The organism is Streptomyces phaeofaciens, assembly GCF_014648915.1.
Classification (GTDB): Bacteria; Actinomycetota; Actinomycetes; order Streptomycetales; family Streptomycetaceae; genus Streptomyces; species Streptomyces phaeofaciens.
The window spans coordinates 101,075-120,444 of sequence record NZ_BMSA01000029.1 but is presented as its reverse complement, the minus strand read 5'-3'; the positions used below and the strand labels follow the sequence as shown (position 1 = coordinate 120,444).

Sequence of the window (19,370 nt, the reverse complement as noted above, 5' to 3'; positions counted from 1 at the left end):
AGGGGGTGGCGGGCCAGGACCGCGTCCACCTCCGGCGCCGACGCCGCCGCCAGCCGGACGGCGGGCGGCCGGCTCTCGTCGCGCAGCGCGTCGGCCGCGGCCCGCAGGACGGCCCGTCGTCCGCCGGACCCGGGCAGACCTGCCGCGGCCCGCTCGTACAGCCGGGCGCCCTCCTCCAGGACCAGCTCCGTGTCCTGGCCGGCCGGAATCTTGATCCCGGCAACATGCCGCCAGGTGCCGACCGGATCGCTCCAGGCCTCCACCGTGTACGTCCAGCGGCCCGGCGCGTCCGGGGTCACGTCGGCGCCCCAGCGGTCGGTGCCGGGGGCGAGTTCACGCATCGGCGTCCAGGGGCCGGGGCGGCCGCGTGGGTCCGTCAGGACGACATTGGCGGCGACGGCGTCGTGCCCCTCACGGAACACGGTCGCCGAGACCTCGAACGTCTCACCGGTGACCGCCTTGGCGGGCCGGCGCCCCTGCTGGACGACGGGGCGGACGTCGAGGACCGGGATGCGCCCGACGGCGGTGGCGTCGTCGGCGGAGGATCGCTCCGCGGCGGGCGGGCCGGTGTCGGCGGAACGCGCGGGGCGCGTCTCGGATGCTTCGGTGGCCTTGGTGCGGGATGTCGGGGGTGCCGACGAGTGGTGCGTGGCGGGCATGACCGCTCCTGTCCGCTTCAACGGGGGTGGGCGGAGGGATGTGGGGTCGAGTACCGGGGGAGCCTTCCCACCCTGAACGGGTGAGCATTCCGGCACTTTGTTAACTACTCGCGCGTATGTCTACGCACAAGACCGGCCCCGTTCGTGAGGAACGGGACCGGTCATGGGGGGCCGCCGCCAGGACTCCCTAGAACGGCGGCACTTGCAGGATTTTGTTCGGCGAACCGGCTCCTCGGCCGGAGATCTTGCCGTTCGCCGCCCCCGCGACGAGCGCCCGGGAGACCTGGGCCGGCGTGGCCTTCGGATGGTCGGCCAGATAGAGGGCGGCCGCGCCCGCCGCGTGCGGCGCCGCCATCGACGTACCGGAGTACGTCGCCCGTCCGGTGTCGCTCGTGTGCCAGGCGGAGGTGATCGACACACCCGGCGCGAACAGGTCGAGGGCGGATCCGTAGTTGGAGAACGCCGCCCGGGCGTCCGCGCGGTCGGTGGCGCCGACGGTGACGGCCTCCCTGACGTCGGCCGGGGACTGGAGGGCGGCCGGCCGGCTCTCGTTGCCGGCCGCCACGGTGTAGGTGACGCCGGACCGGATGGAGGTGCGGACGGCCGCGTCGAGCTGCGCGTTGTAGCCGCCGCCCAGACTGAGATTGGCCACCGCGGGTCTGTGGGCGTGCCGGGTGACCCAGTCGATGCCCGCGATGGCCTGCGCGGTGGTGCCCGCGCCGGCGTCGTCGAGCACCCGGACGGCGACCACCTTCGCCTTCTTGGCCGTACCGAAGGCGGTGCCCGCGACGGTGGCGGCCACATGGGTGCCGTGGCCGTTGCCGTCGGCGGCGGTGCGGTCACCGCCGACGAAGTCCCAGCCGTAGCTCGCCCGGCCGCCGAAGTCCTGGTGGGTGACCCGGACACCGGTGTCGATGACGTACACCGTCACCCCGGCGCCCGCCGACTTCGGCCAGGAGTAGGTGCCGTCCAGCGGCCGGGCCGGCTGGTCGATCCGGTCCAGTCCCCAGGACGGCGGACGGCGCACCGTACTGTCCAGGGCGACCCGGGTGTCCTGGGCGACCGAGGCGACGAGCGGATCGGCCGCCAGCCGCCGGGCCTGTCTCTCGTCGGCCTCCACCGCGAAGCCGTTGAGGACCGTGCCGTAGGTGTGGCTGATTCTCGCTCCGTACGCCCCGACCAGGCGGCGTCCGGCCGCGGAGGACGCCTTTGTGCCCCCCTTCAGCGTCACCAGATAACTTCCGCCGACGGAGCCGGGCAGACCGGCGCCGACTATCGTCCCCTCCGGTACGGCTTGCGCGGGCGGGGTGACGGCCGACAGGACCACGGTCGTCACGACCGCGGTCAGGCCCCCCACCCGGCGCAGACGCCGGGTACACGTCCGTGCCATGGTTCGAGATCCCCTCCTCGACTCAAGGGGAAGCCTCTCGTGCGGGGCGAAGTGCCACAAGGTGGCCTGTGTGAGTGGAATCAGTCATATCGCTTGATTGCGTGTTTCGGTCCGATCGGGGAAAGCCTCCAACAGCTGTCGGGACAACACCGGTACGGTGCTGAGTCACCGGGCGTACAGAGCCGTGCGTCCATCCAGCGAACGCGTCACGCCGAGGTGGAATGTGAAGGCGATCCGTCGATTCACCGTCCGACCCCTTCTCCCCGAACCCCTCCGGCCGCTCAGCGACCTGGCCCGCAATCTGCGCTGGTCCTGGCACACGGACACCCGTGAACTGTTCCAGTCCGTCGATCCCGAACGCTGGGCCGCCTCGGACAAGGACCCGGTGCGGCTGCTCGGCGGGGTGAGCCCCGAGCGGCTCGCCCAGCTGGCCGAGGACCGCCGGTTCCTGCGCCGGCTGACCGCGGCCACCGACGACCTGCACGACTACCTGACCGGCGACCGCTGGTACCAGGCCCAGGCCCGTACCGGCGACCTGCCGGCCGCCGTCGCCTACTTCTCCCCCGAGTTCGGCGTCACGGCCGCCCTGCCCCAGTACTCCGGCGGCCTCGGCATCCTCGCCGGCGACCATCTGAAGGCCGCCAGCGACCTGGGCGTCCCGCTGATCGGTGTGGGTCTGCTCTACCGGCACGGATACTTCCGCCAGACCCTGTCCCGCGACGGCTGGCAGCAGGAGCACTACCCCGTCCTCGACCCCAACGAGCTGCCGCTGACCCCGCTGCGCGAGGACGACGGCACCCCCGCCCGGCTCTCCATCGCGCTCCCCGCCGGCAAGCAGCTGCACGCCAGGATCTGGCTGGCACAGGTCGGCCGCGTCCCCCTCCTCATGCTCGACTCCGACGTCGAGGAGAACGATCTCGGCGAACGCGGGGTGACCGACCGGCTGTACGGCGGCGGCAGCGAGCACCGGCTCCTCCAGGAGATGCTCCTCGGCATAGGAGGTGTCCGGGCGGTACGGACGTACTGCCGGCTCACCGGCCACGCCCTGCCGGAGGTGTTCCACACCAACGAGGGCCACGCCGGCTTCCTGGGCCTGGAGCGGATCGCGGAACTCTGCGACGACGGCCTGGACTTCGACTCCGCGCTGGAGGCGGTCCGCGCGGGCACCGTGTTCACCACCCACACGCCCGTCCCGGCGGGCATCGACCGCTTCGACCGCGAGCTGGTCGCCCGGCACTTCGGCCCCGACGCCGAACTCCCGCGCATCGACGTCGACCGCATCCTGCGGCTGGGCATGGAGACCTACCCGGGAGGCGAGCCGAACCTCTTCAACATGGCGGTGATGGGCCTCAGGCTCGCCCAGCGCGCCAACGGGGTGTCACTGCTGCACGGCCAGGTCAGCCGGGGGATGTTCGCCGGCCTGTGGCCCGGGTTCGACGCCGAGGAGGTGCCGATCACCTCCGTCACCAACGGTGTCCACGCGCCGACCTGGGTGGCCCCCGAGGTGCTGCGGCTCGGCGCCCGGCAGGTCGGCGTCCAGCGCGCCGAGGACGCGCTGACCGTCGGCGGCAACGAGCGCTGGGACGCGGTCGCCGCCATTCCCGACCAGGACGTCTGGGAGCTGCGGCGGCTGCTGCGCGAGCAACTGGTGACGGAGGTGCGCGAGCGGCTGCGGGCGTCCTGGCGGCAGCGGGGCGCGGGCACGGCGGAGCTGGGCTGGATCGAGGGCGTGCTGGACCCGGACGTCCTCACCATCGGCTTCGCGCGCCGGGTCCCCTCGTACAAACGGCTGACGCTGATGCTCCGGGACCGTGACCGGCTGATGGAGCTGCTGCTGCACCCGGAGCGTCCGATCCAGATCGTGGTGGCGGGCAAGGCGCACCCGGCGGACGACGGCGGCAAGCGGCTGGTGCAGGAACTGGTCCGGTTCGCCGACGACCCGCGCGTGCGCCACCGGATCGTCTTCCTGCCCGACTACGGCATGGCCATGGCCCAGAAGCTGTACCCGGGCTGCGACATCTGGCTGAACAACCCGCTGCGTCCCCTGGAGGCGTGCGGCACGTCCGGCATGAAGGCGGCGCTCAACGGCTGTCTCAACCTCTCCGTCCTGGACGGCTGGTGGGACGAGTGGTTCCAGCCCGACTTCGGCTGGGCGATCCCCACGGCGGACGGCGCCGGCACGGACCCCGACCGCCGGGACGACATCGAGGCGGCGGCGCTCTACGACCTCCTCGAACAGCGCATCACCCCCCGCTTCTACGAGCGGGGGCGGGCGGGGCTGCCCGACCGCTGGATCGAGATGGTCCGCCAGACCCTGTCGCTGCTCGGCCCCAAGGTGCTGGCCGGCCGCATGGTCCGGGAGTACGTGGAGCGCCTCTACACCCCCGCCGCGCAGGCGCACCGCGCGATGGACCCGGACACCGCCCGCGAACTGGCCGCCTGGAAGGGGCGGGTGCGGTCCGCCTGGCACGGGGTGACGGTCGGCCACGTGGAGACGTCCGTCGTCACGACCACCGCCGAACTGGGCTCGACGCTCGCCCTGCGGGTCCGCGTCCACCTCGGCGACCTCGCCCCCGAGGACGTCGAGGTGCAGGCGGTTTCCGGCCGCGTCGACGAGCAGGACCGGATCACGGACGCGACGACGGTCCCCCTGAAACCGGCGGGCGGCCCCGACCTGGAGGGCCGCTGGCTCTACGAGGGCCCCCTGTCCCTGGACCGCACGGGCCCCTTCGGCTACACGGTCCGCGTCCTGCCCTCCCACCGCCTCCTGGCCTCGGGCGCGGAGGTGGGCGTGGTGGCGGTGCCTTCGGAGGAACTGGCGGGGGCCGCGGGGGTGCTGCTGCGGTAGCGCCCGCCGCCCGGTCCACGCACGGCCCCGTACCCGTCCGACGGGTACGGGGCCGTACCGGCCCCTCCCGGAGGACGCCCCGAGACGCTCACCAGGCCTTCGGATCGTCCGCCAGGGTCCGCAGGACCGTTCCGCACCGCCGCGCGTACGCCTGCTGCAACCCCCGGGTCGCCGGGCCGGCCGCTCGGGCGTACCACTTGGCGGCGCGGCTGAAGGCGGAGATCGTGAGCCAGACCGTGCCGTCGCCGGTGCGGTCGACGACGAAGGACTCCTCGCCGCATTCGGGGTGGCCGGGGAGGGTGCCGTAGGCCCAGCCGGCGCGGCGGGGTTCCTCGGCCGTCCAGACCACGCGGCAGGGGGCCTTGATGACGCCGGCCAGGGTGACGGTGACGTCGACGTCGGGGGCCGCCCGCTCGGCGGTCGCGGCTATGCCCACCCCGAGGGCGCGGTGCATCTCCCAGGTCATCACCGCTTCCGCGGCGCGGTGGAAGACGTCGTGGCCCTCGCCGATGCGGGCGCGCACGTGCAGGGGGTGGAAGCCGGGCGGGCAGAAGCCGGGCTCGCGGGTGGCGCCGACGTCGTCGTACGTGAAGGACATGGGAGCCAAGGGTAGGGCGGCACCCGGGACGCGTTCGTCCCGGGTGCCGCCCCGTGCCGGCCGCTCGTGATCAGGCGACGTTGACGGCCGTCCAGGCCGCCGCCACCGCCTTGTACTCGGTGCTGGTGGAGCCGTACAGGGCAGACGCCGCGCTCAGGGTCGCCGTGCGGGCGCCCGCGTAGGTGGTCGTCGAGGTCATGTACGTCGTCAGCGCCTTGTACCAGATCTGGACCGCCTTGGCGCGGCCGATGCCGGTGAGGGTGGAGCTGTTGTACGTCGGGGAGTTGTAGGTCACCCCGTTGATGGTCCGGCTGCCGCTGCCCTCGCTCAGCAGGAAGAAGAAGTGGTTCGCCGGACCGGACGAGTAGTGCACGTCCAGGTTCTTCAGGGACGAGGACCAGTAGTTGGCCGACCCGCCGTCCTTGCTGGGCTGGTCCATGTAGCGCAGCGGGGTGCCGTCGCCGTTGATGTTGATCTTCTCGCCGATGAGGTAGTCACCGACGTCGGAGGAGTTCGCCGCGTAGAACTCGACCGCGGTGCCGAAGATGTCCGAGGTCGCCTCGTTGAGGCCGCCGGACTCGCCCGAGTAGTTCAGGCCCGCCGTGTTCGAGGTGACGCCGTGGGTCATCTCGTGTCCGGCGACGTCCAGCGAGGTCAGCGGGTGGGTGTTGCTCGACCCGTCGCCGTAGGTCATGCAGAAGCAGCTGTCGTCCCAGAAGGCGTTGACGTAGGCGTTGCCGTAGTGGACGCGGGAGTAGGCGGCGACGCCGTTGTTCTTGATGCCGCTGCGGCCGAAGGTGTTCTTGTAGAAGTCCCAGGTCGTCTGGGCGCCGTAGGCGGCGTCGACGGCGGCCGTCTGGTCCGTGGTCGAGCTGGAGGCCGCGCCGGTGCCCCAGGTGTCGTCGGCGTCCGTGAACAGCGTGCCCGCCGAACTGCTCGTGCTGCGCGCCTTGTTGTACGTCTTGTGGCTGCCGCGCGTGCTGTCCGTCAGCTGGTACGTCGAGCCCGACAGGGTCGTGCCGAGCGTCACCGTGCCCGAGTACAGGCTCTTGCCGGTGCCGGTCTCGATGCCCTGGTACTCGTACAGCTTCTTGCCGGTGGCCGCGTCGGTGATGACGTGCAGCTCGTTCGGGGTGCCGTCCTCCTGGAGGCCGCCGACGACGGTCTCGTAGGCGAGGACCGGCTTGCTGCCGTTGCCCGCCCAGATCACCTTGCGGGGCGCGGAGTCGGCCGCGGTCTTCGCGGAGCCGGCGTCCTTGGCGAGGGTCAGGGCCTGCTTCTCGGCCTTGGCGGCGGCGATGACCGGCTTGACGGAGGCGACCTTGATGGTGGTCTTCGTCGCCTTCGTGACGCCCTTGCTGACGCCCGCGGCCGACTCGTGGACGACGAGGTCGCCGCCGAGGACCGGCAGGCCCGCGTAGGTCCGCTCGTAGCGGGTGTGCACCGAGCCGTCCGCGTCCTTGATCACGTCACGGACGACCAGCTTCTCCTTGGCGCCCAGGCCTATCTCCTGCGCGGTCGCGGGGGCGTCGGCCTGCTTGTCCTGGATCAGGGCGGTGCGGGCGGACGCGGAGAGGGCGACCGGCACGGCCAGCGGGGTCTTGGTCGTGGAGTCCGCGGGCGTCTGAGCGGCGGCCGTACCGGCGGTGAGGCCGGTGGTGACCAGCGCACCGGCCGCGACGGCGGTGGCGATGGTCAGCGAGGTGCGGCGGTGACGCGCGTAGAGGGAGGTCACACAAGCTCCTTGGATGTGGGGGTGCCCGGTCGGCGTGGGGTGGCCGGCCGTGACGGCTGTGAAGTTGTGCGGCGGGTGTGAGGAAGCCTCGCATCAGGTCGCGTACATGTCAGGACCCCGATGTGATGTTGGCTCAAAATCGACGAACGGGTGAACATTGCCGGAATGTAAACCGACTTGACCTGGGTAAAGCGCCAACAGGGCGTGGGTAAGCGGCTGGCAAAAAGAGGGCGCCGCCCCGGAGGATCCACCTCCGGGGCGGCGCTTCGCTCGTGTTCCGGGCCTACGGGAAGGTGAGCTTCCAGCTGTTGATGTAGCCGGTGTCGATGGCCGCGTTGTCCTGGACCCTCAGCTGCCACACACCGTTGGCGACCTCGGAGGAGGCGTTCACCGTGTACGTGGTGTTGAGGTTGTCCGTGCTGCCGCCGGTGCCGTACGCCTTCAGCGTGTACGCCGTGCCGTCGGGCGCGACCAGCTGCACCTGGAGGTCACCGATGTAGGTGTGGACGATGTCCACCGCCACCGCGAGGTTCGACGGCGCGTTGCCGGTCCGCCCGGAGACGGTGATCGGCGAGGTGACCGCCGCGCCGTTGTCCGGAATCGACACGTCGGCGGTGTTCTCGAAGGAGGTGCCGCCGCCCCCGCCGCCGGGACGCGAGCCGACCGCGATGGCCGCCCAGGCGTTCTGCACGGCCGTGTACTCGGCGCTCGTGGTGCCGTACAGCTCACCCGTCGCCGCGAGGGTGCCGGTGCGGGCGCTCGCGTAGTTGGTGGTCGAGGTGAACTTCGTGGTCAGCGCGCGGAACCAGATCTTCTCCGCCTTGTCGCGGCCGATGCCGGTGACCGGAAGGCCGTCCGAGGTGGACGAGTTGTAGGTGACACCGTTGATGGTCTTGGTGCCGCTGCCCTCGCTCAGCAGGTAGAAGAAGTGGTTCGCGGGGCCCGAGGAGTAGTGCACGTCGATCGAGCCGATGCCGGAGTACCAGCTGTCCTTGGACGCGCCGTCCTTGCTGGGCTTGTCCATGTAGCGCAGCGGGGTGCCGTCGCCGTTGATGTTGATCTCCTCGCCGATGAGGTAGTCACCGACGTCGGAGGAGTTGTTGGCGTAGAACTCGACGGTCGAGCCGAAGATGTCGGAGGTCGCCTCGTTCAGACCGCCGGACTCGCCGCTGTAGTTGAGGCCGGCCGTGTTGGAGGTGAGACCGTGGGTCATCTCGTGGGCGGCCACGTCGATCGACGTCAGCGGGTTGGAGTTCCCGGAGCCGTCGCCGTACGTCATGCAGAAGCAGCTGTCGGACCAGAACGCGTTGACGTAGTTGTTGCCGTAGTGGACGCGCGAGTACGCGCCGACCCCGTCGCCGCGGATGCCCGAGCGGCCGTGCACGTTCTTGTAGTAGTCCCAGGTCAGCTGTGCGCCGTAGTGGGCGTCGGCGCCGGCCGACTCCAGGTTCGAGGCGCTGCCGTTGCCCCAGATGTCGTCGGGCCCGGAGAAGAGCGTGCCGGTGCCGGACGTGCCGCGGTTGAGGTTGTACGTCTTGTGGCCGCCGCGCGCGCCGTCGGTGAGGTTGTACGTCGACCCGGACTGGGTGGTGGTCAGGGCGACCTGACCGCTGTAGACCGTGTTGCCGGTGCCGGTCTCGATCGCCTCCCACTCGTACAGCTTCGCGCCCGAGGTGGCGTCGGTGATGACGTGCAGTTCCTGCGGGGTGCCGTCGTGCTGGAACCCGCCGACGACCGTCTCGTACGCCACGGTCGGCGTGCCGTTCGCGGCCCAGATCACCTTGCGCGGCGCCCGGTTCACGTCGGGGCTCTTGGCGTCCTCCGCCTTCGCGGCACCGAGCGCCTGCGCCTCGGCCTTGGCGGCGGGCACGGCGGCGGTGGTGGTGGCCGGGGCTATCTTCGCTCGGGTGGCCTTGACGACGGACTCCGTGGCGTCGGCCGCGGTCGACTCGACGACCAGGTCGCCGCCGAGGACCGGCAGTCCGGCGTAGGTCCGCTCGTAGCGGGTGTGCAGGGTGCCGTCGCCGTCCTTCAGGACGTCCCGGACGACCAGCTTCTCCTTGGCGCCCAGGCCGAGTTCCTTGGCGGTGTCCGCCTTGGCGGCGTCCGCGGTGCGGATCAGCTCGGCGCGCTGGGCGGGGGTGAGCCGGACCGACTCGGCGCCGGGCAGGACCTTGCCCGCGGCGGACGGCGCCTGCTGGGGGGCCGCGGTGGCGCCGCCGGTCTGCACGGCGGCGGCGATGAGCGCGGCGACGCCGACCAGGGCGACGGCCGCGGCCTTGCGGGGCGGGGTGTGGGAGGTGCGTCTGCGAGAGGAACTGCTTCTCAACACTGACTCCTTCTGCGCGGCCACGGATCACGCGGCCTGGGGAGACCGGACGGCGGGTGGGCCGGCCCGGCACGACAAAGGCGGTACGCAGAACGTGAAGCTGTGGGGTTGCTGTGAAGTAGCAGAGGGAAGAGTGGCAGGGGATTGCGCTCTCTGTCAGGAGCGCGTCAGAAATTTGGCCGGAAAAGCTCCGTTGTCCGGTAGTTCATGTTCGATATACGGAGGAGGGGGTGACTCTCAGGCCCCGCCGGGCTCCCCGTGCCACGTCCGCCACAGCGCCGCGTACGCCCCGCCCGCGGTCACGAGTTCCTCGTGCGTGCCGAGTTCGGTGAGCAGCCCGCCCTCCATCACCGCCACCCGGTCCGCGTCGTGCGCGGTGTGCAGCCGGTGCGCGACGGCGATGACGGTCCGGCCCTTCAGCACGGCGGCCAGGGCCCGCTCGGTGTGCCGGGCGGTCGCCGGGTCCAGCAGCGCCGTGGCCTCGTCCAGGATCAGCGTGTGCGGGTCGGCCAGCACCACCCGGGCCAGCGCGAGCTGCTGCGCCTGCGCACCGTCCGTACGGCACCGCGAGCCGCCCAGCGGGGCGTCCAGGCCGCCGGGCAGCTCCCGCACCCAGCCGGTCGCGCCCACCGCGGCCAGCGCCGCCCACAACGCGTCGTCGGACGCGGCCGGTTCGGCGATCAGCAGGTTGTCGCGGACCGTCCCCAGGAACACATGGTGCTCCTGCGTCACCAGCACGACCTGCCGGCGCAGCGTCTCGGGCGCCAGCTCCGCGACCGGCACCCCGCCCACGGTCACCGTGCCCGAGCTCGGCGCGTCCACGCCCGCCAGCAGCCGGCTCAGCGTGGTCTTGCCCGCCCCGGACGGCCCCACGACCGCCAGCCGCTCCCCGGGCCGCACCGTCAGATCGACCCCGCGCAGCACCTCGCCGCCCCGCCCGTAGGCGTACCGCACCCCGGTGACGTCGATCCGGTCATCCACCGGAACCGGGGCGTCCGCCCGCCGGGGTGCGCGCGGCGCCGCCGCCAGCCCCTCCACCCGGGCGAACGAGGCGCCACTGGACTGGAGTTGCTCCACCCGCACCAGGATCTGATCCAGCGGATCGGCGAACTGGCGCAGATACAGCGCCGCCGCCACCACCGCCCCGAGGCTCGTCACCCCCCGCGCGTGCAGCACCCCGCCCACCAGCAGCGCGCCCGCCACCGGCAGCGTGTACGACACCTCGACCACCGGGAAGAACACGCTCCGCAGATACAGGGTGTGCAGCCGGGCCCGGCGCGCGCCCGCCAGCGACTCCCGGTTCGCCGCCGTGCGCCGCTCCCGGAGCCGGAACGCCTCGACCGTCCGCGCCCCGGCCGCCGTCGAGGCCAGGACCTCGGCGACGTCCGAGTCCGCCGCCCCCTGCGCGAGATAACCGGAACGGGCCCGGCGCAGATACCAGCGCAGCGCCCACCAGATCGGCGTCAGCCCGAGCACCCCCACCGCCCCGAGCAGCGGGTCGATCACGAACACCGCGGCGAGCGCCAGCAGCGCCTGCACCGAGCAGACCAGCAGCTCGGGCCCGGCGTCGCGCAGGGTGGTGCCGACCACCGCCACGTCGGCGGTGCCTCGCGTGGTCAGATCACCGGTGCCGGCCCGCTCCACGACCGACGCCGGCAGCGCCAGCGCCCGCTCGACGAACTCCTCCCGCACCCGCGCCAGCGTGCGCTCACCGAACCGGTGCCCCGCGTACCGCGCCCAGCGGGCCAGCAGCAGCTGCGCCCCCGCGCACACCACGATCGCGACCGCCAGCCGGTCCACGGCCCCCACCCCGGCCCCGGTCCGCACCACGTCGACGATCCGCCCGAGCAGCCAGGGCCCGGCGAGACTCGCCGCGGCGGCGAGCACGTTGAGCAGCAGCACCCCCGCGAAGGCCCGCCCGTCGGCCCGCACCAGCCGCACGGCCGCCCGCCGCACCTGAGCGGCCCCGGCGACGGGCAGCCGGCCCTGCGCCGTCTCCTTCGGTGTCTCCTCCCGCGTCATCCCTCGACCTCGGCCTCGGCCGTGTCCCGCGCCACCAGCACCCGGTACCCCGGCTCCCGTTCCAGCAGGTCACGGTGGCCACCGCTTGCCGCCACCTTCCCGTCGACCAGGTAGAGCACGGTGTCCGCGTGGTCGAGGACCAGCGGGGACGTGGTCGTGACGACCGTGGTCCGTCCGGCCCGGGCCGCCCGCAGCCGTTCGGCCACCGCCGCCTCCGTGTGCGCGTCGAGCGCCGACGTCGGTTCGAGCGCCAGCAGCACCGCGGGGTCGGCGAGCAGTGCCCGCACCAGCCGGACGCGCTGCCGCTGGCCCCCGGAGAGACTGCGGCCCTGCGCCGCCACGGGCGCGTCGAGACCCTCCGCCAGCCCCCGCACGACGTCCTCGGCGGCGGCCGCCCGGACCGCCTCCCGCACCTGCGCCGGCTCGGGTTCCCGCCGGCCGCCCACCACCTCGCGCAGGCTTCCGGCGAACAGGTCGGCCTCGTTGTCCGCGACCAGGATCCCGGCTCTGACCTGGGGCAACGCGATCGCGTCGAGTCGGGTCCCGCCCCAGGTGACATCGGTCGGACCGTACCGGCCGAGCCGGTCGACGACGGCGGTCAGCTCGGCGGGGCGCGCCCCGACCAGCGCGGTCAGCCGGCCCGGCGCCACCCGGACGCCCGACGCGGGGTCGTACAGCGCCGCCGGTTCGGCGGGCGCGTCGGCGGTGCCGGTGTCCGGATCGGGCTCCAGCCGCAGCAGCCGTACGACCCGCCGGGCCGCGACCACACCCCGGCTCAGCTCGTACCCCATGTCGACGAGGAAGGCCACCGGGCCGACCAGCACGGCGACATAGCCGTACACCGACACCAGCTGGCCCACCGTCATGTCCCCCCGGACGGCCGTGCGGGCCGCCAGCCAGGTCACCACGGCGAGGAACAGCGTCGGCAGGCCCATGCCGAGGGCCTGCATCCAGCTGGTGACCGCGCCCACCCGGTAGCCCTGCTCCCGCAGCCGCGCCGAGTCCCGCCGGAAGGCGTCCGCGAACAGGTCCTTCCCGCCCAGCCCGCCCAGCACCCGCAGCCCGCCCGCGAGATCGCCGATCCGTGAGGTGAGCACGCCCTGCCGCTCCCGGTACTCGCTCTCCGCGCCCTGGAGCCGCGCCATCAGCGGCCCGACGAGCACGGCGATCACCGGCATTCCCAGCAGCACGACCGCCGTCAGCAGCGGCGAGACGGACAGCAGCAGCCCGGCGACGAAGACGTACACGACGACCGAGCCGACACCCGGCCCGATCACCGTCAGCGCGTTCGCGATGGTCTGCACGTCGCCCACCCCGATGGTGACGATCTCCCCGGTGCCGATCCGGCGCGGCAGCGCGGCACCCAGCCGGACCGCCTGCCCGACGACCACCTTGACGGTGCGGAAGTAGGCGTCCATACGCAGCCGGGTCATCGTGCGGTGCCGCATGATGCTCACCCAGGAGTTGGCCGCCCCGACCACGAACAGGGCGGCCGTCCAGCCCGCCAGCGCGGCCGCGTCACCGGGTTCCAGCCCGTCGTCCACCGCCCGCGACAGCAGATACGGAGCCACCGCCAGCAGCACCATCCAGACGCTGGCCAGCACCGCGCCGGCCAGCGCCCGGCCCGGCTGGCACCGCACCAGCCAGGCCAGATACGCCCAGCCGCCCCGGCGGTCGGGCGACCCGGGATCCTCGTACGCGTCGACCACAGGCTCCCCCGATCGTCAGGCCAGACTGTCCCGCCAGGCCCGGTGCAGATCCGCGAACCGGCCGGTGCCGGCGATGAGTTCGGCCGGGCCGCCGTCCTCGACGATCCGTCCGTGCTCCATGACGAGCACCCGGTCGGCGATCTCCACGGTCGACAGCCGGTGCGCGATCACCACCGCCGTACGGCCCTTGAGGACCGTCGCCATCGCGCTCTGCACGGCCCGCTCCCCGGGCACGTCCAGTGAGCTGGTCGCCTCGTCCAGGATCAGCACCGCCGGATCGGCGAGCAACGCCCGCGCGAACGCCACGAGCTGCCGCTGACCGGCGGAGATACGGCCGCCGCGCTTGCGGACGTCCGTGTCGTAGCCGTCGGGCAGGGCGCTGATGAACTCATGGGCGCCGATCGCCTTCGCCGCCCGCTCGATCTCCTCCCGGGACGCGTCCGGCCGCCCGATGGCGATGTTCTCGGCGACCGTGCCGGAGAACAGGAACGCCTCCTGCGTCACCATGACCACCCCGCGCCGCAGCTCGGGCACCGCAAGCTCGCGCAGGTCGACCCCGTCCAGCAGCACCCGCCCCCGCGTCGGGTCGTAGAACCGGGCGAGCAGCTTGGCCAGCGTCGACTTGCCGGCGCCGGTCGAGCCGACCACGGCGACGGTCTGCCCGGCGGGCAGGGTCAGGTCGAAGCGGGGGAGCACCTCGCCGCCGGTGCGGTAGCCGAAGGCGACTCCGTCGAACACGACCTCGCGGCCGGGGAGTTCGCCGGGCGGCGCGGGCAGTTCCCGGGGCACGGACGGCTCCGGCACGGACGGCGTCTGCGCGAGCAGCCCGGCGATCTTCTCCAGCGAGGCGGCCGCCGACTGGTAGGAGTTGAGGAACATGCCGAGCCGGTCGATCGGGTCGTACAGGCGCCGCAGGTACAGCACGGCGGCGGCCAGCACACCCAGCTCCAGCGAGCCGTCCGAGACCCGGTGGGCGCCCCACAGCACGATCGCCGCGACGGCCGTGTTGGCGACCAGCCGGGAGCCGACCACGTACCGGGCCATCTCGATCAGCGCGTCGCCGTTGGTGCGCTCGTGCCGCCGGTTCAGGACCCGGAAGTCGGCGTCGTTGGCGGCCTCCCGGCGGAACGCGCGCACCGGGCGGATGCCGTTCATCGTCTCCACGAACTTCACGATCACGGCCGCGATCGCCGTGGACCGCGCCGTGTACACCCGCGCGGCCCGCCGCCGGTACGTCCGCACCAACAGGTACAGCGGTACGAAGGAGGCCACCGCGACGGCGCCGAGCCCCAGATCCAGCCAGAGCAGCATCGCCGAGATGTAGAGGAACGACAGGATGACGGTCACCAGCTCCTGGAGACCCTCCTCGAGCAGCTCGCGCAGCGACTCCACGTCCGTGGTGGAGCGGGAGATGAGCCGGCCCGAGGTGTAGCGCTCGTGGAAGTCGACGCTCAGCGCCTGCGCGTGCCGGAAGATCCGGCCCCGCAGATCGAGCAGCACGTCCTGGTTGACCCGGGCGGCCGCGATCAGGAACGCGTACTGAAGCCCGCCGGAGAGCAGCGCGCACAGCAGATAGCCGGCGCCCACCGCGATCAGCGGTCCGTGGTCGTCGGCCCGGAAGGCCGGTACGGCCCGGTCGATCGCGTAGGCCACCAGCAGCGGACCCGCCTGCACGGCCGCCTGCTGAAGCAGCAGCAGAAGCGTGGTGAGCGCCACCCGCGCCTTCATGGGGGCGAGCAGGGAGCGCAGCAGCGTCCCCGTGGCGCCCGGCGGGGTGGGCAGGACGTCGTGGTCGAAGGGGTCGCCGGCGGCCCGCGGGCCCAGGTCGTCCGGCGCGTCGTCGGTGGTGGGGGAGGAGGTGGTGGGGGCGGTCATCGGTCGTCCTCCTGGCGGCCGGTTCCGGACATGAGGTGGGCGTACTCGGCGTTGCCGCGCAGCAGTTCCTGGTGGGTGCCGACGGCGGTGATCCGGCCGCCGGAGAGCAGGGCGACCCGGTCGGCGAGCAGCACGGTCGACGGACGGTGGGCGACGATCAGCGCGGTGGTGCCGGCGAGGACCTGGCGCAGCGCGGCCTCCACGGCGGCCTCCGTGTGGACGTCCAGCGCGGAGAGCGGGTCGTCGAGCACGAGGAACCGCGGCGTGCCGACGACCGCCCGGGCGAGCGCGAGCCGCTGCCGCTGCCCGCCGGAGAGGCTGAGGCCCTGCTCGCCGACCTGGGTGGCGGTGCCCTGCGGCAGCTGGTGCACGAAGGCGGCCTGCGCGACGCCGAGCGCCCGCTCCAGCTCGGCGGCGCCCGCCGAGCCGTCCGCGCCCATCAGGACGTTCTCCCCGACGCTCGCGGAGAACAGCGTCGGCTCCTCGAAGGCGACGGCGACCTTCGCCCGCAGCTCGGCGCGCGGCATCGCGGTGATGTCCTCGCCGTCGAGCGTGATCCGTCCGGCGGTCGTCTCGTGCAGTCGGGGCACGAGCGCGGTGAGCGTGGTCTTCCCGCTGCCGGTGGCCCCGACCAGGGCCATCGACTCCCCGGGTCTGATGTGCAGGTCGATCCGGTCGAGGGTGGGCGGGGAGCCGGGCTCGGCGTCCGGGTAGCGGAAGACGACCCCGTCGAAGCGGAGCCCGCCGTCCCCGGTGGCCGGTTCCGTACCGGAGCCGGACTCCTCCTCCGGCCGCTCGTCCATCACCTCGAAGTACCGCTCGGTGGCGGTGGCCGCCTCCTGGCTCATGGCGAGCAGGAAGCCGATCGAGTCCACCGGCCAGCGCAGCGCGAGGGCCGTGGACAGGAACGCCACCAGGGTCCCCGCGGACAGCTCGCCGTCCGCCACCTGGACCGAGCCCAGCACCAGGGCGGCGCCGATCGCCACCTCCGGGAGCGTCACGATGACGGCCCAGATGGTCGCGAGCAGCCGCGCCTTGCGCAGTTCGGTGCCGCGCAGGCCGGCCGACAGGTCGCGGAAGGCGCGGGCCTGGCTGCGGTGGCGGCCGAAGCCCTTGATGATCCTGATCCCGAGGACGCTCTCCTCGACGACCGTGGTCAGGTCGCCGACCTGGTCCTGCGCGCGCCGGGCCACGACCGCGTACCGGCGCTCGAAGATCACGCACATCACCATCACCGGGAGGGCCGGGCCCAGGATCACCAGGCCCAGGGTCCAGTCCTGGAGCAGCATGATGATCACGCCGACGAGGATCGTGACCGAGTTGACCAGCAGGAACGTCAGCGGGAACGCCAGGAACATGCGCAGCAGCATCAGATCCGTGGTGCCCCGCGACAGCAGCTGCCCCGAGGCCCAGCGGTCGTGGAAGGCGACCGGGAGCCGTTGCAGGCGCCGGTACAGATCGGCCCGCATCTCCGCCTCGACGTTCGACAGCGGCCGCGCCACCAGCCACCGCCGCAGCCCGAACAGCCCGGCCTCCGCGAACCCGAGGAGCAGCAGGTACAGGGCGCCGAGCCAGATGCCCGCGGTGTCCCCGTCGGCGACCGGCCCGTCCACCATCCACTTCAGGACGAGCGGGATCACCAGGCCCGTGCAGGAGGCGACCACCGCGACGAACGCGGCGGTGAACAGGCGCGTCCGCACCGGCCGCACATACGGCCACAGGCGCAGCAACGTCCGTACCGCGGACCGGTCCTTGGTGGGTTCAGGTGTCGTGGCCATCAGCAGCGAGCCTACGGAACGCCACTGACGACGCCCACCGAGTTTTGGCCGGGCCGCGCTCGGGCCTTGGTCCTACGACCTGCGTGTTCGACCCGTCGTCCGCCCTTCGGGTGAATCCCGGGTCTCACCCCGCCACCCGCAGCAGCAGCACCGCCCGGGCCGGCACCGTCACCGCCGCGCCCGCCCGGTGGTGGACCGCGGGCGGCTCCGCCTGGTCCTCCCGGGAGGTGTCCACGACCACCTCGTACCGCTCGGCCCACGGCGGCCCCGGCAGGACGAAGCTCACCGGGCGGTCGCCGGCGTGCAGGACGGCGAGGAAGCTGTCGTCGGTGATCGGGACCCCTCGCTCGTCCCGGCCCGGGATGTCCCGGCCGGAGAGGTACATGCCGAGGGTGCCGGCGGGCGCGTACCAGTCCCCCTCCGTCATCTCCGTGCCCCGCGCTGTGAACCACGCCAGGTCGCGCAGCCCGTCCGCCGAGTGCGCCCGGCCGGAGAAGAACGCGCGCCGGCGCAGCACCGGATGGCGGTGGCGCAGCGCGATCAGCCGGGCCGTCAGGTCGAACAGGGCCTTCCAGCCCGGTTCCGCCAGCAGGTCCCAGTCGACCCAGCCGATCTCGTTGTCCTGGCAGTACGCGTTGTTGTTGCCGCCCTGGGTGCGCCCCAGTTCGTCGCCCGCGACCAGCATGGGCACGCCCGTCGACAGCAGCAGGGTGGTGAGCAGATTGCGCAGCTGCCGGCGGCGCAGCGTCCGCACCCGTTCGTCGTCCGTCTCCCCCTCCGCGCCGCAGTTCCAGGCGCGGTTGTCGTCCGTGCCGTCCCGGTTGCCCTCGCCGTTCGCCTCGTTGTGCTTGCGCTCGTACGACACCAGGTCCCGCAGGGTGAAGCCGTCGTGCGCGGTCACGAAGTTCACCGACGCGTACGGCCGCCGCCCGCCCCAGGCGTACAGGTCGCTGGAGCCCGACAGCCGGTAGCCCATCTCCCGCACGTCCGGCAGCGCGCCCCGCCAGAAGTCCCGCACCGCGTTGCGGTACCGGTCGTTCCACTCGGTCCACAGGGGTGGGAAGGCGCCCACCTGGTAGCCGCCCGAGCCCACGTCCCACGGCTCGGCGATCAGTTTCACCCGCCGCAGCACGGGATCCTGCGCGATCACCGCGAGGAACGGCGACAGCATGTCCACGTCGTGCATGGACCGGGCCAGCGCGGCGGCCAGGTCGAACCGGAAGCCGTCCACACCCATCTCGGTGACCCAGTAGCGCAGCGAGTCCGTGATCAGCCGCAGCACGTGCGGCTGCACCACGTGCAGGGTGTTCCCGCAGCCCGTGTAGTCCGCGTACCGCCGGGCGTCCGACTGGAGCCGGTAGTAGCCCCGGTTGTCGATGCCCTTCAGGGACAGCGTCGGGCCCAGCTCGCCGGCCTCCGCCGTGTGGTTGTAGACCACGTCGAGGATCACCTCGATGCCCGCCGCGTGCAGCGCCCGCACCATCCGCTTGAACTCGCCGACCTGCTCGCCCCGGGTGCCGGCGGAGGCGTATCCGGCGTGCGGGGCGAAGTAGCCGACGGAGTTGTAGCCCCAGTAGTTCGCCAGGCCCCGGCGCAGCAGATGGTCCTCGTGCGCGAACTGGTGGACCGGCAGCAGCTCCACCGCCGTCACGCCCAGCTTCACCAGGTGCTCGACCGCCGCCGGGTGCGCCAGCCCCGCGTACGTGCCCCGCAGCTCCGGCGGGATCCCCGGGTGGCGCATGGTGAAGCCCTTGACGTGCACCTCGTAGATCACCGAGTCCGCCCACGGCGTCTTCGGCCGGCGGTCGTCGGCCCAGTCGTCGTCGTCGTGGACGACGACCCCCTTCGGGACGTACGGCGCCGAGTCGCGTTCGTCGCGCACGGTGTCCGCGACCTGCTGCTGCGGCCAGTCGCGGACGTGCCCGTACACCTCCGGCGGCAGGGTGAACTCGCCGTCCACCGCGCGGGCGTACGGGTCCAGGAGCAGCTTCGCCGGGTTCCAGCGGCCGCCGGTCCACGGGTCCCAGCGGCCGTGCACCCGGTAGCCGTAGCGCTGGCCCGGCATCACACCCGGGACGAAGCCGTGCCAGATCTCGTGCGTCAGCTCGGTGAGCCGGGCCCGGGTCTCCTTGCCCGACGCGTCGAACAGGCACAGCTCGACCGCCTCGGCCCCGCCCGCCCACAGCGCGAAGTTGGTCCCCGCGACCCCGTCCGGACCGGCCCGGAACCGGGCGCCGAGCGGCATGGGCGCACCCGGCCACACGGGCACGCCGGGCGTCCTGTGCGACGCACCGTTCACGACGGCCGCGGGCGCGACGCGCCCCTCCGCCACCGTCTCCTGCTCGGCTGCGCTGGACACCGTTCAGCCTCCCGCGGCTCGTGGAACGACATGGTCACAGCGCAACGGCGTCCCGGCCGCTGCTCCCC

General features: G+C 72.8%; 11 protein-coding genes. 1 reads left to right on the top strand and 10 read right to left on the bottom strand.

Annotation, left to right across the window (positions count from 1 at the left end; translation table 11 throughout):
- The coding region (locus tag IE275_RS36595; RefSeq protein WP_189716970.1) for a maltotransferase domain-containing protein at positions 1-659 on the bottom strand (659 nt) is incomplete at its 3' end.
- A gap of 187 nt (positions 660-846) precedes the next feature.
- Positions 847-2,049, bottom strand: coding sequence for a S8 family peptidase (locus tag IE275_RS36590; protein ID WP_189716969.1), 1,203 nt, complete (start codon positions 2,047-2,049; stop codon positions 847-849).
- A 223-nt stretch (positions 2,050-2,272) separates the two neighbouring features.
- Between IE275_RS36590 and IE275_RS36585 the strand changes: the two genes are divergently transcribed.
- The gene (locus IE275_RS36585) at positions 2,273-4,897 is read left to right on the top strand and encodes a glycosyltransferase family 1 protein (protein ID WP_189716968.1); all 2,625 of its coding nucleotides are present in this window, start codon (positions 2,273-2,275) and stop codon (positions 4,895-4,897) included.
- An 88-nt stretch (positions 4,898-4,985) separates the two neighbouring features.
- On the opposite strand, the gene IE275_RS36580 is transcribed toward IE275_RS36585, so the two are convergent.
- From IE275_RS36580 to glgX, 8 genes are all read right to left on the bottom strand, one after another.
- Positions 4,986-5,495 (bottom strand): DUF1990 domain-containing protein, encoded by a 510-nt coding sequence (locus tag IE275_RS36580; protein WP_189716967.1) that lies wholly within the window; start codon positions 5,493-5,495, stop codon positions 4,986-4,988.
- A gap of 70 nt (positions 5,496-5,565) precedes the next feature.
- Positions 5,566-7,230, bottom strand: a complete 1,665-nt coding sequence (locus IE275_RS36575; protein WP_189716966.1) for a M4 family metallopeptidase — start codon at positions 7,228-7,230, stop codon at positions 5,566-5,568.
- Between the two features lie 283 nt (positions 7,231-7,513).
- Positions 7,514-9,559, bottom strand: coding sequence for a M4 family metallopeptidase (locus IE275_RS36570; RefSeq protein ID WP_189716965.1), 2,046 nt, complete (start codon positions 9,557-9,559; stop codon positions 7,514-7,516).
- A 237-nt stretch (positions 9,560-9,796) separates the two neighbouring features.
- Entirely contained in the window at positions 9,797-11,581 is a 1,785-nt protein-coding gene (locus tag IE275_RS36565) for an ABC transporter ATP-binding protein (protein WP_189716964.1), read from the bottom strand.
- Positions 11,578-13,290 (bottom strand): ABC transporter transmembrane domain-containing protein, encoded by a 1,713-nt coding sequence (locus IE275_RS36560; RefSeq protein ID WP_189716963.1) that lies wholly within the window; start codon positions 13,288-13,290, stop codon positions 11,578-11,580. The genes IE275_RS36565 and IE275_RS36560 overlap by 4 nt, the downstream gene beginning before the upstream one ends.
- Positions 13,291-13,305: 15 nt before the next feature.
- Complete coding sequence (locus IE275_RS36555) at positions 13,306-15,165, bottom strand: ABC transporter ATP-binding protein (protein WP_189716962.1); 1,860 nt, start codon at positions 15,163-15,165, stop codon at positions 13,306-13,308.
- Entirely contained in the window at positions 15,162-16,943 is a 1,782-nt protein-coding gene (locus IE275_RS36550; RefSeq protein WP_189716961.1) for an ABC transporter ATP-binding protein, read from the bottom strand. Before IE275_RS36550 ends, IE275_RS36555 begins: the two co-directional genes overlap by 4 nt.
- A gap of 124 nt (positions 16,944-17,067) precedes the next feature.
- The gene (gene glgX / locus IE275_RS36545) at positions 17,068-19,302 is read right to left on the bottom strand and encodes a glycogen debranching protein GlgX (RefSeq protein WP_189716960.1); all 2,235 of its coding nucleotides are present in this window, start codon (positions 19,300-19,302) and stop codon (positions 17,068-17,070) included.
- Between the last annotated feature and the right edge of the window lie 68 nt (positions 19,303-19,370).

What these genes read in the sequence shown, in the direction of transcription:
- IE275_RS36590 (WP_189716969.1), bottom strand. Translation starts at nt 2,049, where the DNA reads ATGGCACGGACGTGTACCCGGCGTCTGCGCCGGGTGGGGGGCCTGACC.
- IE275_RS36580 (WP_189716967.1), bottom strand. Translation starts at nt 5,495, where the DNA reads ATGTCCTTCACGTACGACGACGTCGGCGCCACCCGCGAGCCCGGCTTC.
- IE275_RS36565 (WP_189716964.1), bottom strand. Translation starts at nt 11,581, where the DNA reads ATGACGCGGGAGGAGACACCGAAGGAGACGGCGCAGGGCCGGCTGCCC.
- IE275_RS36555 (WP_189716962.1), bottom strand. Translation starts at nt 15,165, where the DNA reads ATGACCGCCCCCACCACCTCCTCCCCCACCACCGACGACGCGCCGGAC.
- IE275_RS36550 (WP_189716961.1), bottom strand. Translation starts at nt 16,943, where the DNA reads ATGGCCACGACACCTGAACCCACCAAGGACCGGTCCGCGGTACGGACG.